This is a genomic window from Leptolyngbya subtilissima AS-A7 (assembly GCF_039962255.1).
In the GTDB taxonomy this organism is placed as follows: Bacteria; Cyanobacteriota; Cyanobacteriia; order Phormidesmidales; family Phormidesmidaceae; genus Nodosilinea.
Map to the genome: position 1 here is coordinate 34,194 of NZ_JAMPKY010000006.1, position 14,889 is coordinate 49,082.

A 14,889-nucleotide genomic window follows, 5' to 3' on the forward strand; every position below is an offset into this window, starting at 1 on the left:
ACTATGCTGACCTACGAACGCATCTACTCTGTGGTCCGCCAAATTCCTCGGGGTCAGGTGGCCACTTATGGCCAGGTGGCTGAGCTGGCAGGGCTCATTGGCAAACCCCGCCTGGTAGGCTACGCCCTTTACCGGGTTGATATGACCACCGACGACGTGCCCTGGCAACGGGTGATCAACGCCAAGGGAGAAGTCTCTGAGTCACCGCTGCGTCATGGCAGCGACTATCTTCAGCGCGCCATGCTAGAGGACGAAGGCATTGAGTTTGACCACCGAGGCCGTATTGATCTGGGCAAATATAAATGGCGCCCGCCCGATAGTGTTATCGAGCAGGCGCTGGCAGCATTTGGAGAGAACTTAGGCTAGACAAAGGGTCTAGTCAACGGCCACGGCCACTTCTTCCTCTTCATACAGCTCTTCAGGTTCGTCAATCACCTCACCGGCTTGCTCAGCAGCCTGACGACGCATGGCTTCGCGGTACTTAGCAGCCATTTCCTCGGCCTTGTCATAGACCAGGTCAGGGTTCTTGACCATGTCACCCGGCTCGGGCTCTAGCTGCTTGGTCGAAAGGGAAATCCGACCTCGCTCAGCATCAAGGTCAATAATCATGACCTTGATTTCGTCATTGACGTTGAGCACGCTGTGAGGCGTGTCAATGTGGTCGTGGGAAATTTCAGAGATGTGCAGCAGACCGCTAACGCCGCCGATATCGATGAAGGCGCCGTAGGGTTTGAGGCCACGCACTGCGCCCAGCACCACTTCGCCCACTTGCAGACCGTTCATCTTGCGCTCAACCAGAGCACGACGATGGCTGAGCACCAGACGGTTGCGCTCTTCGTCAACTTCTAGAAACTTGAGCGGCAGGTCTTCGCCCACCAGGTCTTCCTTCGGCTTGCGGGTGCTGATGTGAGAGCCAGGGATAAAGCCGCGCAAGCCCTCGATGCGCACCAGAGCGCCACCTCGGTTGGTAGCAAACACGCCGGAACGGACAGTGGCGTCTTCCTGCTGGAGTTGACGCACCCGTTCCCAAGCGCGCATGTACTCAATGCGACGAATGGAAAGAGTTAGCTGACCGTCCTCATTCTCGTCGGTGAGAATAAAGAACTCGCGAGTTTCATTGGAGCGCAGCACCTCTTCAGGATGATCAACCCGGTTGATAGACATCTCCTGAATAGGGAGATAAGCGGCGGTTTTAGCACCGATATCAATCAGGGCGCCCCTGGGCTCAAGGCTAAACACGGTACCAGAAACCGTATCGCCTGGGTTGAAGTGATAGTCGTACTTATCTAAAAGTGCGGCAAAGTCTTCATGTGTAAACCCGATGTCAGCGTCCTTTACGTCCTGATTGAGCATGCTAGTGTTGTCCTATTATTTCTCCGTAATACTGCGGTTTCCGTGTAGACGTACAAAACAATCAACTCAGATATGTGACAGTCAGCCCCCACGCAACAGCGTGCCGACGTAGACAGCCCGATAAACCCACAGGATTAAAATTATAGCTGAATAGGCGGTGTTGTTGATCTACACCGACAGGATTGGTTTGGGTTTAGCGTCAACTTCACTGCAACTACTGGCTTACAGAGATTGGGCGGAAACCACGTAGGTTGAGGACTGGCCGTTTTCCGTACCATCCTCATGGCGATCGCCTCGATCACCTTGAAGCTGGCTCAGGGTTTCGGCAAAATCGCGAATGCCTTGAAACTGACGATATACCGAGGCAAATCGCACAAAGGCTACTTCGTTCATGGCCTGGAGCTTAGCCAATACCATTTCGCCGATTTCAGCGCTGGTCACCTCTCGGGTGGCGCGCTGCTGAAGTTCAGCCTCAATGTCGTCGACGATCGCCTCCATTGCGAGAGACGACACTGGAGTTTTCTCGCAGGCCCGCACTATACCCCGCAGCACCTTGGAACGCTCGAACAGTTCTCGGTCGGCGCTACGCTTGATCACCGTAACGGGCACATACTCAATGCGCTCGTAGGTAGTGAATCGGCGCTCGCATCTCAGGCATTCCCGGCGCCTGCGAATGCTGCGCCCCGCCTCCGCCGATCGCGACTCTAAGACTCGATTGTTCAGATGCTGACAGAACGGGCAATGCATAGACACACTCCCAATGGGAGAAAAAGAACCAGGTCAAAATGCCTTGAGGTCATTGCAACCTAGCAAAAATAAAGGCAAACCTTCCCATGGACGGAAAGGCTTGCCTCTATATTAATTAAATTGTGAGAAAACAATCGAAATGAGTCGAAAGTCCTGCCAGATTTGCGTAAACCTCAAACCATCGTTGGTCTAAGTGACTAAGTCGTTGGGATTAGTCCTTAGAAATGCGAGGGGGTTCGCGAAATGCGATCGCAAAGAAGAGGGTACCAATGATGCAGGCAAAAATGAAGATGTAAGCGACAGCTTCCATGGTGAAAAAGGCTCCTATCTCAACCGGGTCATCTTTAGTTTACAAGGATTAGATATAACGTGCCCGACGGGTGACGTTCTAAAATCAACCGCCGGGCACCTTAACTCACGGGAAACTAAACAGTCTCTTCTTTGCGAGTGGAGGTATCTCCCACCTTGGCGAAGAAACCCCATTCCACCTGCTCGGGAGACAGGTCGGGGTCTACACCCGCAAACACATCGCGGAACAGAGTACGAGACCCGTGCCAGATGTGACCAAAGAAGAACAGCAGCGCAAACACCGCGTGACCGTAGGTAAACCAGCCGCGAGTGCTGGTGCGGAATACTCCGTCAGAGCCGAGGGTTTCGCGATCGAACTCGAAGGGTTCACCTAGCTGCGCCTTGCGGGCGTAGCGCTTGACCAGAGCTGGCTCAGAGATCGTTTGACCACCTAGCTCACCACCATAGAAGGTAGCGGTGACACCAGTCTGCTCAAAGCTGTACTTGGATTCAGCCCGACGGAAGGGAATGTCAGCGCGAACGACGCCGTCTTTGTCGACCAGCACCACAGGGAAGGTCTCAAAGAAGTTAGGCAAGCGGCGGACAAACAGCTCGCGGCCTTCCTTGTCTTTGAAGACGGGGTGACCCAGCCAACCCTCAGCGATACCATCGCCTTGGACCATGGGGCCAACCCGGAACAAACCACCCTTAGCAGGGCTGTTGCCGACGTAGTCGTAGAAGGCCAGTTTCTCAGGAATACTGGCGTAGGCTTCATCCAGGGATGACCCAGAGTTGACATCGGCCTGAACCCGGCGCTGAATCTCTTGCTTAAAGTAGTCACCATCCCACTGGTAGCGGGTGGGGCCAAATAGCTCGATGGGGGTAGCGGCACTGCCGTACCACATGGTGCCTGCCACCACAAAGGCCGCAAAGAACACCGCTGCAATACTGCTGGACAGTACCGTCTCAATGTTACCCATGCGCAGAGCCTTGTAGAGGCGCTGGGGTGGGCGCACCGTCAGGTGGAACAAGCCTGCAATAATGCCCACAATCCCCGCGGCGATGTGGTGAGCCACAATACCACCGGGGTTAAAGGGGTTAAAGCCTGCGGAGCCCCATTCGGGAGCAACTCCTTGCACGTGGCCGGTGAGGCCGTAGGGGTCAGATACCCACATACCAGGTCCCCAGAGACCGGTCAGGTGGAAGGCCCCAAAGCCGAAGCAGAGAAGCCCGGACAGGAACAGGTGAATACCAAACATCTTGGGCAAATCCAGCGCCGGCTCTCCGGTGCGAGGATCGCGGAACAGATCTAGATCCCAATAGACCCAGTGCCAGCAGGCTGCTAAAAATAGCAGACCTGACAGGACGATGTGAGCCGCAGCCACACCCTCGAAGGACCAAAAGCCAGGGTTAACGGCAGATGCGCCGGTTACACTCCAGCCGCCCCACGACTGGGTTACACCCAGACGAGACATGAAGGGTAGGACAAACATGCCCTGCCGCCACATGGGGTTGAGCACAGGGTCACTGGGGTCAAAGGTGGACAGTTCAAAGAGAGCCATCGAGCCGGCCCAGCCAGCTACCAGGGCCGTATGCATTAGGTGTACAGCAATCAGTCGCCCGGGATCGTTAACGACGACCGTGTGTACCCGGTACCAGGGTAGTCCCATTGACTACGCTCCTCCTCTAGGTAAAACAATGTTGTTTTGGGAATTGTCTTAAGCATGCCAGTACTGATTAGCCTATCAGAATCAGGCTCTCAGTAATGCCCCAATTGCCCCGTCATCCCGCCATTGCCTGAGGGGGCGATGTCATTGTTGGATGCGGAACCATTTGGTACAGATGAGATGTAACAATGAAATTACTTAACGAAGTGTAACCAGTCCCAAATTCCCTCGCAACCAGCTTGAGCCTCGGCCGGGGGCGATCGCCAGGGGTTGTGGCCTAAAAACACCTCGGCCCAGTGGCCAAAGGCTTGATTTGCCGCCGCTAACGACGCAGAACGCTAAGGAGATTCCCGCAATGGCTAATGTTAAGTTTGTTAACGAAGACACTGAGATTGTCGTTGCCGACGGGGCTAACCTGCGTTTTAAGGCATTAGAAAACCGGATTGACATCTATACCTTTAGCGGCAAGCTGATGAACTGCGGCGGCTACGGCCAGTGCGGCACCTGCGTCGTCGACATAGTGGCGGGGGGCGAAAACCTGTCGCCCCGCACCCAGGTAGAAGAGCGCAAACTGAAGAAGTGGCCTGAGAGCTGCCGACTGTCTTGCCAGACCACGGTACACGGGCCGGTTTCGGTGGTTACAAAGCCTAACCGCAAGGCGCTGGCTCAGGCTAAGACTTCGAAGAGCGCCTAGCCCTGATCGTTTAATATCGGCTTAGGGGCTTTGACGCAGCGCTGCATTCTCACCGAGTAGAGTGATATTCTGAAAGCGTCGGGTTTTTAGCGCAGCCAGTCTTTGGTGAGTCGAGCTAAAGCAGGTTTGACAAGGATAGAGACGGTTAGCGTTGAAAGCTTGATGCGACGTTGTTGGGTTGAGAGTAGTAGAGGCAAGCACTGATGGAAGTCAATAAGCTTGGTTTTGTAGCCAGCATTCTCTTTGTTCTGGTACCGACGGTTTTTCTGCTAATTCTGTACATTCAGACCTCTAGCAAACAAACGGGATCGTAAGATCGCGGCTGGGGGCTGCTGCGCCGGATGCCGTTGCGCCGGCTAGATGAGCAGCGGATCGGGCTATGGGAATTAGGTGTATTCTTAGGGCGCTGGGTTAACCGGCGCTTTTTTGCGGTTTTATGGGTTGCGGTGCCTGCCCCATGGGCTATGTGGCCGCCATGACGTACCGTGGGAAACCAATGACCTACTGTTTGGGCATTTTGGTGAAAGAGGGGTTGGTGCTAGCCGCCGATTCTAGAACCAATGCTGGGGTTGACTATATTTCGTCGTACCGCAAGCTGTTTGATTTCTCTAAACCGGGCGATCGCGTCCTTTTGCTGTGCACTTCGGGCAACCTATCGATTACCCAGGCGGTGGTGCATCAGCTCGGTCAAGACATTAAGCACGATCGCGAGCCCAATCTGCACAGCCTGCACAGCCTCTACGATGTGGCCCGCTACCTGGGGGAGCAAATTCGCACCCTACAGGAGGCCGATCGCGCCTGGCTGGCCCAGGACAAAATTGACTTTAAGTGCAGTTTTTTGCTGGGCGGTCAGGTGCAGGGAGAGGTGCCCGAGCTGTTTTTGATCTATAGCCAGGGCAACTGCATCAAGGCCACCCCAGAGACACCGTTTTTGCAGATTGGCGAGACCAAGTACGGCAAGCCCATACTCGATCGCACTCTAGGGTTTGACATGCCCCTCGATGCGGTGGCCAAGTGTGCGCTGCTGTCGATTGATTCGACGATGCGATCGAACCTGTCGGTGGGGCCACCGATTCACATGACCATGTACCAGACCAACAGCTTTGAGATTCGCCATCAAGCCCAGTTTCAGGCGGGGGATCCTTACCTAGTTAAAATGCGCAAACACTGGGAAGTAGCCCTGCGGGAAGCCTCAAACAGCATGCCGGATATTTCTTGGAACCAGGACGATACCCTTTCGCCCTTGGGGATTCCCGATCTGGGCAATAGCTAAACATTTTGGCGAACGCTTAGGCAGTAACTGGGCTCACCGATGCGGGCTAAGAACTGGTGAGATTAAGCATCAGCTAGTAGGGCAGCGGGGGTCGTTTGCCAAAAGCGCAGCCGCTCTGGCTCTAGGAAAGAAATTTGCACGGCGATCGCACCCATGTAGCCTGGCTCTGGGTGCCACTGATAGAGCTGCCCTGGATGGTCTAACCTCGGTGCCGTCACCACTTTCACCGAGGTCGGCACCGAGGTTAGATCTGGAATCTCTAAGCGCAACTCTAGGGCCTGCATGGAGTCGACTATGCCAATGCCGAGGGATTTTAGGCAGGCTTCTTTACCCGTCCAGTAGCGCAAAAAATGGTAGTCGGCCTGGGGATGCGGCACAGCCAGCACGGTTTCAGCCTCAGCGGCGGTGAGGTAGCGACGACACAGACCCGCCAAAGATTTTACCGGGCGCAGGGCTTCAATATCCACACCGATCGCACTTACATCATCGGCGGTGCTGATGGCTACGAGCAACCGCTGCCCGCTGTGGGACAGGTTGAATTGTGGCACCACGCAAAATTTACTGTCATAGGGGCTGAGGGCTGGCTTGCCCTTAGGTCCATAGACAAAGGTAAGCGCGGCGGGTGCTTGACCGGTGTAGCGACTCAGCAGGTGGCGTAGGCAGCCTCGGCTGGCTAAAAACTGACCCTGGATTGTAGGCCGAAGGCGCTGTAGCTGAGCTTGTTCTGTCGACGATAAACAGGCTTTGAAGGCCTGCTGGGTGGTCGGCTCAAGGATCTCGGTAGAGAGCAGCCAGAGGTCAACAGCGGGTGAGGCACAGCCCTGGCAAAACTCAGACATAGAGTTAGAGATAACGGGTTTAGAGCAGCATGGGCCAGCCTAGCGCTATTGTGCAGTAAGCTGGGCACCCTTGGCACAGCCCCCGCGTTCCTTTCCTATGCCTTCGAAGCGTTCTCTCTCTGCTAACTCAGAACCTGCGACTGGCGCTGTGCGAGTCTGCATTTTGGGCGGCGGATTTGGGGGGTTGTACTGCGCCCTATCCCTGCACCAGCGATCGCGGCGATCGCCACGCCCCATCCACATTACCCTGGTCGAGCCGCGCGATCGCTTCAACTTTACCCCGCTGCTCTACGAACTGCTCACCCAGGAACTTGCCCCCTGGGAGATTGCCCCCCCCTACCGAGAGTTGCTCCAGCACACTGCTGTTGACCTGCGCCAAGACTGGGCCGAGCACATCGACCTGGCCCAGCAACGCGTCACTTTGCGCCATGGCGAACCAATCGCCTACGACTACCTGGTGGTCGCGCTAGGTAGCCGAATGCGGCCCCCCGCCACCCCCGGCAGCCAGGCTCACAGCCTGCCGTTTAACACCTTGCAGGATGCCGAACAGCTGGAGCGGCGGTTAAACGATCTCGAACAGTCACCCCAGGTGCGGGTTGTGGTGGCCGGGGCCGGACCCAGCGGTGTAGAGTTGGCTTGCAAACTGAGCGATCGCCTCGGTAGCCGGGGCCACGTCACCGTGGTTGACCGCCGAGGCGAAATTTTACGCTCCTATCCCCAGCAGATCCAGCGGGCGGCGGCAAAGGCCATGGCAAAGCGAGGGATAGAGGTCTATCTCAATGCTGCGATCGAGGCGGTAGATGCCAGCGGGTTGACCTTTGGCTACGAGGGCCAAGCCCGCCACTGCCCAGCCAACATTACCCTGTGGACGGTGGGTACAGTGCCCCATGTTTGGTTGGGGGATGATCTCAAGCCGACCATTTTTGGCCAGTACCAGGTGCTGCCTACCCTACAGCTGCTGGATCATAAACATGTTTTTGCATTGGGGGACATGGCCGCCATGCCTGCCCCCGGTCGTGACCGGGCTCCCACTACGGCCCAAGCGGCCTATCAGGCTGGCCCTGCGGTCGCCTCCAATCTGCTAGCGCTGATCGCCGATCGCCCCCTCAAACCGTTTATCTACAACCATCTGGGCGACATGCTTACCCTGGGTCAGGGGGAGGCCGTGGTCTGTGGTTTTGGGCTGTGCATCACTGGGCGGCTGGGCGGCCTGTCGCGTCGCTGGGCCTACTGGTTGCGGTTGCCCACCTCCGCCCACCGCTGGCGAGTGCTCAAGCACTGGCTGGGCTTCAAGCCTTAGACTCCGCTCAGGACAGTAAGGCACGTTCAATGCGGCGATCGGGTATGAGCCACATCACCGCAACGAGGACGTACAGCCCCAGAGATAGCCATGAACTTAGGAAGGCGAGGGAAATGGCGATCGCGTAGATCACCACTGAAATTTTGCCCTTCCAGTCGCGCCCCACAGCAATCGCCAGAGCCGAGTCGCGGCCCTCATAGGCAATCAGCACTTGGGTGAGGATGTAGTAGGCGATCGCCGCAAAAAACAGGACACCCCCATAAAACGCCACCGGCAGCGCCGCAGAGTGGTTTTCTCCCGTCCACCCAGTGACGAAGGGAATCAGCGACAGCCAAAACAGCAGGTGCAGGTTAGCCCACAGTACATTGCCATTCACCTGGCGCACCGCCTGTAGCAGGTGGTGGTGATTGTTCCAGTAAATGCCGATGTAGACAAAACTGAGCAAGTAGCTCAAAAACACCGGAATCAGCGGTTGCAGCGCCGTCAGCTCAGCCTCGTGGGGTATCTTCAGCTCTAGCACCATAATTGTGATGATGATAGCGAGCACGCCGTCGCTAAAGGCTTCTATTCTGCCCTTGCCCATGGTGTCAACGCTCCATTGCGCCGATATGGCGATCGTTTACTACAGCAAACTGCTTAGACATGCTGAAGTTTACCCTGAGTAGACCAGCAGCGGGGTGTAGCCGTCGCAACAGGGGTAACTTGAACCTGAAAAGCCGGCGTTGCTATGCTTTGCGAAAAGCTGGATTTTCCATCGTGTAGACTAAGCCATCAACTGTTTAGGCCCCCTGGTATGACTCGCTCCCCTGAGCCGCCTACCCCAAAGCACTGTGAGAAGATTGCTCGTTTTCTACACGCCACACTCTTGAAAACGCAGCAGCAGCGGCTTGACCTGCTCACGGAGGCTGGTGGAGCTTGGTTGCAGACGACCTCCGCAGAGGTGCAGGTTGCCAGGCTGACAGCGCTGCTTGAGCAACAGCCCGCCCTGCCGGGGCCGATTGTCGAGCGTATTCTAGCTAAGCTTTTGATCCCAAATTTCCAGGGATCTAAGCCCTACAGCCAGATTCTGCAGCGGGTGCAGCAGTTGGCGATCGCAGCCCTCCCTAGCGAACCCATCCAGCCCGAGTCAGCTCACATTCCCTACGTCGGGCTGTTGCTGGTGGATGCCGAAAACATGAACCCGCCCGAGGCCTTAGAGGCGTTTCTGCAAACCGTGGGTCGATACCCCATCCGCCACCGTCTGGCCTTTGGCAACTGGCGCAGACTGGGCCGCCGCGATCGCGATCTGTATCGGCGGGGCTATCAAATGGTGCATGTGCCCTCAGGCAAAAACAGTGCCGACATCAAGATGGCTGTGGACACGTCCCTAATTACCTTCCAAACCCCATCGATCCGCGAGGTATTTATCTGTTCTACGGATACCGATCTGCTTCACCTGGGCTACGCTCTGCTCAACCTGGGGGTCAGCGTTCACTGTGTTAGACACCGCGACGACGGCTGGTTCGAGGTGCTCAATCTGGCGCAGCAAACCACTCAGAAGGTCTACTTCGACGCTAGTGAGGGGGCTGATTCGGCACTCGAGTTAGCCCACCAGGTGACGAAGGTGCCCACCCTAGCAGAAACGGCGCGATCGCTCAAACAGCTGCTGGCTCAAGCCCACGAGGATGATCCCGATCAGCCAATTACTATGGACCGGCTGGGCAAGCTATTTCGCGATCGCCACCACCTTTCCGCCAGCGAGGCGCTTCAGGCCAACTCGGGCTATAAAACCCTGGGGCAATTTCTCAAATCCCACACCACCTTTGTCCTTTCCCCTTTACCTAACAGCAAGCAGATTGCTGTCACCCTTAAGACCGTCGCCAACGACAGCCCACCTCCAGAGCCAGCGATCGCGATCGCTGTTCCCCAGCCAGAAGGATTCCTCGGAGCCGAGGGGGCAATGGAGGCAGTAGCTATACCACCACCCATTACCGACGCCCACAGCCTAGAGCAAGCGCTGATCGCTCTCCTATGGCGGCTATCCTCTGGTCAGGCAGATAGCCAAATTCAGCTCTCAGTGCTGGCGGCCTATTTTGCCCACATCTACAAAGAATCCATGAGCGCAGCACTAAAGCGCATCGGCGAACCCAAGGGTCTGCCGAAACTTTTAACCAAATGCCGCTCTCTAAGAGTGCAACAGCAGGGCCAAGACTGGCGGATAGCCTTGGCCTGTGTCAGCTAGAGCAACCCTTAAGTCGCCACCGGTTCTTTAGCCTCAAACTTGAGCTTGGCCCGCTTAAAGGGTTCAGGAATTTCTACCGGGTAGTTGCCCGTGAAGCAGGCGGAGCAGAAGCTGCCTGGCTCCTGGTTTGTCGCGGCCAGCATGCCCTCCCAGCTTAGATAGGCTAGGGAATCGACATTGATTTGATCAGCAATTTCTTCTAAAGACTTCGTAGCCGCGATCAGCTGATCTTGGTTGTCGGTGTCAATGCCGTAGAAACAGGGGTGGGTGACCGGTGGCGACGAAATCCGCATGTGCACCTCGGTCGCCCCTGCATCGCGCAATGCCTGCACAATCTTACGGCTGGTGGTGCCTCGCACAATCGAGTCATCCACAATCAAAATTCGCTTGCCCTCCAGCACATCCTTGAGGGGGTTCAGCTTCATGCGAATGCCCACCTCCCGCATCGACTGGGTGGGTTGAATAAAGGTGCGCCCCACGTAGCGGTTCTTGATCAGCCCCTCCGCGTAGGGAATTTGGGACTGCTGGGAAAAGCCGATCGCCGCTGGCACCCCAGAGTCAGGTACCGCCATAATCAAATCCACATCGGCGGGGGCTTCTTTGGCTAGCTGATGGCCCAAGCGGCGGCGGTAGCTGTAGAGACTCTCGCCGTTGACAATGCTATCGGGTCGCGAAAAGTAAATCATCTCAAACACGCAGAGCTTGCGTTGGGTCGCCTCTGCCCACTGACGAGAAATAATTCCCTCGGGGGTAATCCACACCAGCTCACCTGGCTCAATATCACGGACGTAGGTTGCCCCAATGATGTCGAGGGCACAGGTTTCCGAAGCCAGCACATAGTGAGCCGGTTGCCCCACTTCAGGAATGTCATTGCCCAGTACCCCCAGCACCAGGGGCCGAATACCTTGCTGGTCGCGGGCACCCAAAATTCCATTAGGTGTACCGATTACTAGGCTAAAGGCCCCATAACAACGGTTAAAGGCCTGCTCAGCGGCGTGGACCCAGTCGGCCCCGTCGTTGACGGCCTCGGCTAAGGCAAAGGCGATCATTTCTGAATCGGTGGTAGTCACCAAGTCATGGTGGCGGTCTAACAGTTCTTCACGCAGATCAGCCGCGTTGACCAAATTGCCGTTGTGGGCCAGGGCCAGATCCCCCAGGCGGGTGGGCACCACAGCGGGCTGGGCATTGCACACATGACTGGAGCCAGTGGTGGAGTAGCGGGTGTGACCAACGGCAATGTGGCCAGTGAGATCTTTGAGAATTTGGTCATCAAACACCTGTGACACCAAGCCCATGTGCTTGTAGCAGTGGCTACCCGATGCGTTGAAGGTGGCAATGCCCGCCGACTCTTGGCCTCGGTGTTGTAGGGCAAATAGGCCAAAGTAGGCTAGCCGAGCTACCTCTTCGTCGGGAGCATAAAGCCCGAAGATGCCACAGGCCTCTTCGGGCTTATCGGGACGTTCGAGCAACGACTCGGAACGAGTATCCGCAACATGATCCTGAGGGGAATCGTAGGACTCGTCTAGGAAAGATTTAGAAGGGAACGTCATTGGTGGTGCAGGGTGGCTTAAGAACGCAATTGGCAAAGGAGCAAGACTTCTCAACACATTCGGCTGCCGCATTTTGCCCTCAATGCGAGCCCAGCTTCATCATAGGGTCAGGAATTTCGAAGTGGTATTAGAAACTACCGAACTCCCCTAACCTATTTAATAGTTCCTTAACATATGCCCGATCATAACACCTGCAGTATTCTCCGCAGGCGACGCCCTAAACCCGATGTAGAAAGGATTATCGGGCTGTCATGTGGATGATAAGGAAAGTTCCAAGCCCGCCCTAGCTCTCCCCAGCTAACCGCTGCTCGATCGCGGTGTTCCAAGTGGAAGCCAAAGATTTAACCGCATCGGCAATCAACGTTTGACCATCCCGAGTAGCAAGGGTCAAGGTGTCGCCCTGCACGGTGCCCAACCATTGCCACTCACTCGCCAGGTGTTGATTCAGGTAAGCCTCCCAAGCGGACTGATGCTCGCGGCTCACCGAGACGACAATTCTTGCGCCCCCTTCCCCAAACAGCAGCCGATCCCACCGCTGACTAGGTTGATCGGCCTCCAGGGAAAGATGCACCATAGCCCCAAGCTGGCCGCTAATGCACGATTCTGCCAAGGCCACAGCCAATCCACCCTCGGCACTATCGTGGGCCGATCGCACCCAACCCTGGCCAATACCGTGGCGGCAGGCGGCCTGCACTCGCTTCTCAAGCGCCATATCGATCGCCGGGGGTTGTCCAGTCGCCTGACCGTGGACCGCTGCCAGGTACTCCGAGCCGCCCAGGGTAACTAGGGGCTTGCCATCAGCGATCGCTGTCCCGGTCTGCTCCACCGGCACACCCAGCAGGTAGATCAAGTCACCCTCTTGCTGCCAGCCCTGGCCGCAGGTGCGGCTCAAATCGTCAATCAGCCCCACCATGCCAACCACAGGGGTGGGGTAAATGGGCTGAGGGATGCCCTGGCTATCCACCGTCTCGTTGTAGAGCGAGACATTGCCCCCGGTGACCGGGGTCTCAAACTCGCGACAGGCGTCGGCCAGGCCCCGGCAGGCGTTGGCTAATTGCCAGTAGCCAATAGGCTTTTCGGGGCTGCCAAAGTTGAGGTTGTCGGTCACCGCCAGGGGCAAAGCCCCAACACAGCTAAGGTTGCGGGCGGCCTCGGCCACGGCGGCTTTGGCGCCTTCGTAGGGGTTGAGGTAGACGTAGCGGGCGTTGCAGTCTACCGTAGCCGCCAGCCCTCGGGTGGTACCGCCTGGTTGATACCCAGGGACCGCTTCCTGGGGACGTAGACGAATGACGGCGGCGTCGCCCTGGCCAGGGCGACGTACGGTATTGTTTTGCACCTGGTGGTCGTACTGGCGGTAGACCCAGTTTTTAGAGGCGATCGTCGGCTGGCCTAGCAGCTTGTGAAGTACCTCAGTCCAGGAGGTATTCTCTGAACCGGAAAGCGCAATGCCGGACCCAGAGCAGGCTGGCAGGCTGTCTTCGCTCCAAGCCCAGGCTTTTTGGGCGTAGTCTGGCGGTTCGGCCAACAGCTCACGGTGGTAGATCGGTGTATTTTCCGACAAAGCCAGGGCAGGAATTTCGGCGGCAACATCACCCTGGAACAGAATCCGCACAATTGGATCTGCAATCACTGTTCCGGCCACCACGGCGTGCAGCCCCCAGCGCTCGAAGATCTCGATCACCTCGGCTTCACGGCCCTTGGCAACCACAAACAGCATCCGCTCTTGGGATTCCGACAGCAGATACTCATAGGGCACCATGCCGGTTTCCCGCACAGGGATGAGGTCGAGATCTAGCTCGATGCCGACGCCCCCCTTGGCCGCCATCTCGGCGGTGGAACAGGTCAGGCCCGCCGCCCCCATGTCTTGAGCGGCGACGATCGCCCCCGTCTTAAATGCCGCCAAACAGGCCTCCACCAAGGACTTTTCGAGAAAAGGGTCGCCCACCTGCACGGCAGGGCGGTCTTGCTCAGACTCGTCGGTCAATTCCGCGCTGGCGAAGCTGGCCCCGCCCATGCCATCGCGCCCAGTGGTAGAGCCCACGTACACCACTGGGTTACCCAGGCCCGCCGCCCCAGATTTGACGATGTCGTCGGTTTCCATGATGCCGATCGCCATCGCATTCACCAGCGGGTTACCATTGTAGGCGGCGTCAAAGTACACCTCACCACCCACGGTGGGCACTCCAAAGCAGTTGCCGTAGTGGGCAATGCCCGACACCACCCCCTGGCACAGGCGGCGAGTGCGGCTGTCGGCCAGATCCCCAAACCGTAGGGAGTTGAGCACGGCGATCGGTCGCGCCCCCATGGTAAAGATGTCGCGCAGAATGCCGCCGACCCCGGTAGCAGCCCCCTGGAACGGCTCAACGGCAGAAGGATGGTTGTGGGACTCAATTTTGAAGGCCACCCGCAGCCCATCCCCGGCATCGATCACACCCGCGTTTTCCCCTGGTCCCACCAGCACACGGGGCCCTTCGGTGGGGAACTGTTTGAGCAGGGGGCGCGAGTTTTTGTAGCAACAGTGCTCTGACCACATCACCCCAAACATGCCCAGCTCAGCGCGGTTGGGGTGACGACCCAAGCGCTGCACAATGTCGTCGTACTCCTCGGGCTTGATGCCTTCAGAGGCGATTTCTGCGGGGCTAAAAGGGGCGGTAGAAAAGGCTGTCATGCTGGCAGGGGGGAAGTTGCCTACCGATCTTAGCCCTAAGTTGTCTCTTGGAGCGGGGAAAGAGGGTAGATGGGTGGATGGGTGCGGGAGTAGGGTGTTGTGGAAGTTGATGCGATTGCATCAGTAGCAATTCACGAATTGCAGCATCTTCTGATTGCCCAGCTTGGTAGGCGGCTTAGCGACAGGTTGATTGAGATTTTGCAGCAGCCAAGCCTTGAACGAATTCAATGGGGCTCTTCTGGCTTTCCTTTTGTAGAACCGGAGTGGTGTGCGGATTTGGTCTCTCAAC

At 57.0% G+C, this 14,889-nt stretch carries 14 protein-coding genes; 6 read left to right on the forward strand and 8 right to left on the reverse strand.

The window, feature by feature from the left end; translation table 11 throughout:
* Positions 1-3: 3 nt before the first annotated feature.
* On the forward strand, positions 4-366 hold the full coding sequence (locus NC979_RS13885; protein ID WP_190514961.1) for an MGMT family protein: 363 nt from the start codon (positions 4-6) through the stop codon (positions 364-366).
* Between the two features lie 9 nt (positions 367-375).
* Here the strand turns inward: NC979_RS13885 and NC979_RS13890 are convergent, their stop codons facing one another.
* From NC979_RS13890 to psbB, 4 genes are all read right to left on the reverse strand, one after another.
* Positions 376-1,353 (reverse strand): 30S ribosomal protein S1, encoded by a 978-nt coding sequence (locus tag NC979_RS13890; protein WP_190514962.1) that lies wholly within the window; start codon positions 1,351-1,353, stop codon positions 376-378.
* 222 nt (positions 1,354-1,575) lie between these two features.
* On the reverse strand, positions 1,576-2,100 hold the full coding sequence (nrdR, locus tag NC979_RS13895) for a transcriptional regulator NrdR (protein ID WP_190514963.1): 525 nt from the start codon (positions 2,098-2,100) through the stop codon (positions 1,576-1,578).
* 211 nt (positions 2,101-2,311) lie between these two features.
* Positions 2,312-2,410: a photosystem II reaction center protein T gene (locus tag NC979_RS13900; protein WP_073607450.1), complete on the reverse strand. Its 99-nt coding sequence runs from the start codon at positions 2,408-2,410 to the stop codon at positions 2,312-2,314.
* 115 nt (positions 2,411-2,525) lie between these two features.
* Positions 2,526-4,058, reverse strand: a complete 1,533-nt coding sequence (gene psbB, locus NC979_RS13905; protein WP_190514964.1) for a photosystem II chlorophyll-binding protein CP47 — start codon at positions 4,056-4,058, stop codon at positions 2,526-2,528.
* Positions 4,059-4,410: 352 nt separating this feature from the next.
* Here psbB and NC979_RS13910 point away from each other — a divergent pair, with 352 nt between their 5' ends.
* From NC979_RS13910 to NC979_RS13920, 3 genes are all read left to right on the forward strand, one after another.
* Positions 4,411-4,749: a 2Fe-2S iron-sulfur cluster-binding protein gene (locus tag NC979_RS13910; protein WP_190514965.1), complete on the forward strand. Its 339-nt coding sequence runs from the start codon at positions 4,411-4,413 to the stop codon at positions 4,747-4,749.
* A gap of 203 nt (positions 4,750-4,952) precedes the next feature.
* The gene (gene psbM / locus NC979_RS13915; RefSeq protein ID WP_017300174.1) at positions 4,953-5,063 is read left to right on the forward strand and encodes a photosystem II reaction center protein PsbM; all 111 of its coding nucleotides are present in this window, start codon (positions 4,953-4,955) and stop codon (positions 5,061-5,063) included.
* A gap of 182 nt (positions 5,064-5,245) precedes the next feature.
* The gene (locus NC979_RS13920; protein WP_190514966.1) at positions 5,246-6,022 is read left to right on the forward strand and encodes a proteasome-type protease; all 777 of its coding nucleotides are present in this window, start codon (positions 5,246-5,248) and stop codon (positions 6,020-6,022) included.
* A 62-nt stretch (positions 6,023-6,084) separates the two neighbouring features.
* Here the strand turns inward: NC979_RS13920 and NC979_RS13925 are convergent, their stop codons facing one another.
* A complete protein-coding gene (locus tag NC979_RS13925) occupies positions 6,085-6,861 on the reverse strand; it encodes a 4'-phosphopantetheinyl transferase family protein (protein ID WP_190514967.1) in 777 nt (258 codons plus the stop codon).
* A gap of 97 nt (positions 6,862-6,958) precedes the next feature.
* On the opposite strand from NC979_RS13925, the gene NC979_RS13930 reads away from it, so the two are divergent.
* A complete protein-coding gene (locus NC979_RS13930) occupies positions 6,959-8,161 on the forward strand; it encodes an NAD(P)/FAD-dependent oxidoreductase (protein WP_190514968.1) in 1,203 nt (400 codons plus the stop codon).
* A gap of 7 nt (positions 8,162-8,168) precedes the next feature.
* On the opposite strand, the gene NC979_RS13935 is transcribed toward NC979_RS13930, so the two are convergent.
* Positions 8,169-8,744, reverse strand: coding sequence for a TMEM175 family protein (locus NC979_RS13935; RefSeq protein WP_190514969.1), 576 nt, complete (start codon positions 8,742-8,744; stop codon positions 8,169-8,171).
* A gap of 210 nt (positions 8,745-8,954) precedes the next feature.
* On the opposite strand from NC979_RS13935, the gene NC979_RS13940 reads away from it, so the two are divergent.
* Positions 8,955-10,382 carry an NYN domain-containing protein gene (locus NC979_RS13940; RefSeq protein ID WP_190514970.1) on the forward strand — a complete coding sequence of 476 codons (1,428 nt, stop codon included), beginning with the start codon at positions 8,955-8,957 and terminating at the stop codon, positions 10,380-10,382.
* A gap of 8 nt (positions 10,383-10,390) precedes the next feature.
* Here the strand turns inward: NC979_RS13940 and purF are convergent, their stop codons facing one another.
* The gene (purF, locus tag NC979_RS13945) at positions 10,391-11,932 is read right to left on the reverse strand and encodes an amidophosphoribosyltransferase (RefSeq protein ID WP_190514971.1); all 1,542 of its coding nucleotides are present in this window, start codon (positions 11,930-11,932) and stop codon (positions 10,391-10,393) included.
* Positions 11,933-12,215: 283 nt separating this feature from the next.
* Positions 12,216-14,600, reverse strand: coding sequence for a phosphoribosylformylglycinamidine synthase subunit PurL (gene purL, locus NC979_RS13950; protein ID WP_190514972.1), 2,385 nt, complete (start codon positions 14,598-14,600; stop codon positions 12,216-12,218).
* Positions 14,601-14,889 lie beyond the last annotated feature (289 nt).

Coding starts and splice junctions, on each gene's coding strand:
- NC979_RS13885 (WP_190514961.1), top strand. CDS start 4: ATGCTGACCTACGAACGCATCTACTCTGTGGTCCGCCAAATTCCTCGG.
- NC979_RS13890 (WP_190514962.1), bottom strand. CDS start 1,353: ATGCTCAATCAGGACGTAAAGGACGCTGACATCGGGTTTACACATGAA.
- nrdR (WP_190514963.1), bottom strand. CDS start 2,100: ATGCATTGCCCGTTCTGTCAGCATCTGAACAATCGAGTCTTAGAGTCG.
- NC979_RS13900 (WP_073607450.1), bottom strand. CDS start 2,410: ATGGAAGCTGTCGCTTACATCTTCATTTTTGCCTGCATCATTGGTACC.
- psbB (WP_190514964.1), bottom strand. CDS start 4,058: ATGGGACTACCCTGGTACCGGGTACACACGGTCGTCGTTAACGATCCC.
- NC979_RS13910 (WP_190514965.1), top strand. CDS start 4,411: ATGGCTAATGTTAAGTTTGTTAACGAAGACACTGAGATTGTCGTTGCC.
- psbM (WP_017300174.1), top strand. CDS start 4,953: ATGGAAGTCAATAAGCTTGGTTTTGTAGCCAGCATTCTCTTTGTTCTG.
- NC979_RS13920 (WP_190514966.1), top strand. CDS start 5,246: ATGACCTACTGTTTGGGCATTTTGGTGAAAGAGGGGTTGGTGCTAGCC.
- NC979_RS13925 (WP_190514967.1), bottom strand. CDS start 6,861: ATGTCTGAGTTTTGCCAGGGCTGTGCCTCACCCGCTGTTGACCTCTGG.
- NC979_RS13930 (WP_190514968.1), top strand. CDS start 6,959: ATGCCTTCGAAGCGTTCTCTCTCTGCTAACTCAGAACCTGCGACTGGC.
- NC979_RS13935 (WP_190514969.1), bottom strand. CDS start 8,744: ATGGGCAAGGGCAGAATAGAAGCCTTTAGCGACGGCGTGCTCGCTATC.
- NC979_RS13940 (WP_190514970.1), top strand. CDS start 8,955: ATGACTCGCTCCCCTGAGCCGCCTACCCCAAAGCACTGTGAGAAGATT.
- purF (WP_190514971.1), bottom strand. CDS start 11,932: ATGACGTTCCCTTCTAAATCTTTCCTAGACGAGTCCTACGATTCCCCT.
- purL (WP_190514972.1), bottom strand. CDS start 14,600: ATGACAGCCTTTTCTACCGCCCCTTTTAGCCCCGCAGAAATCGCCTCT.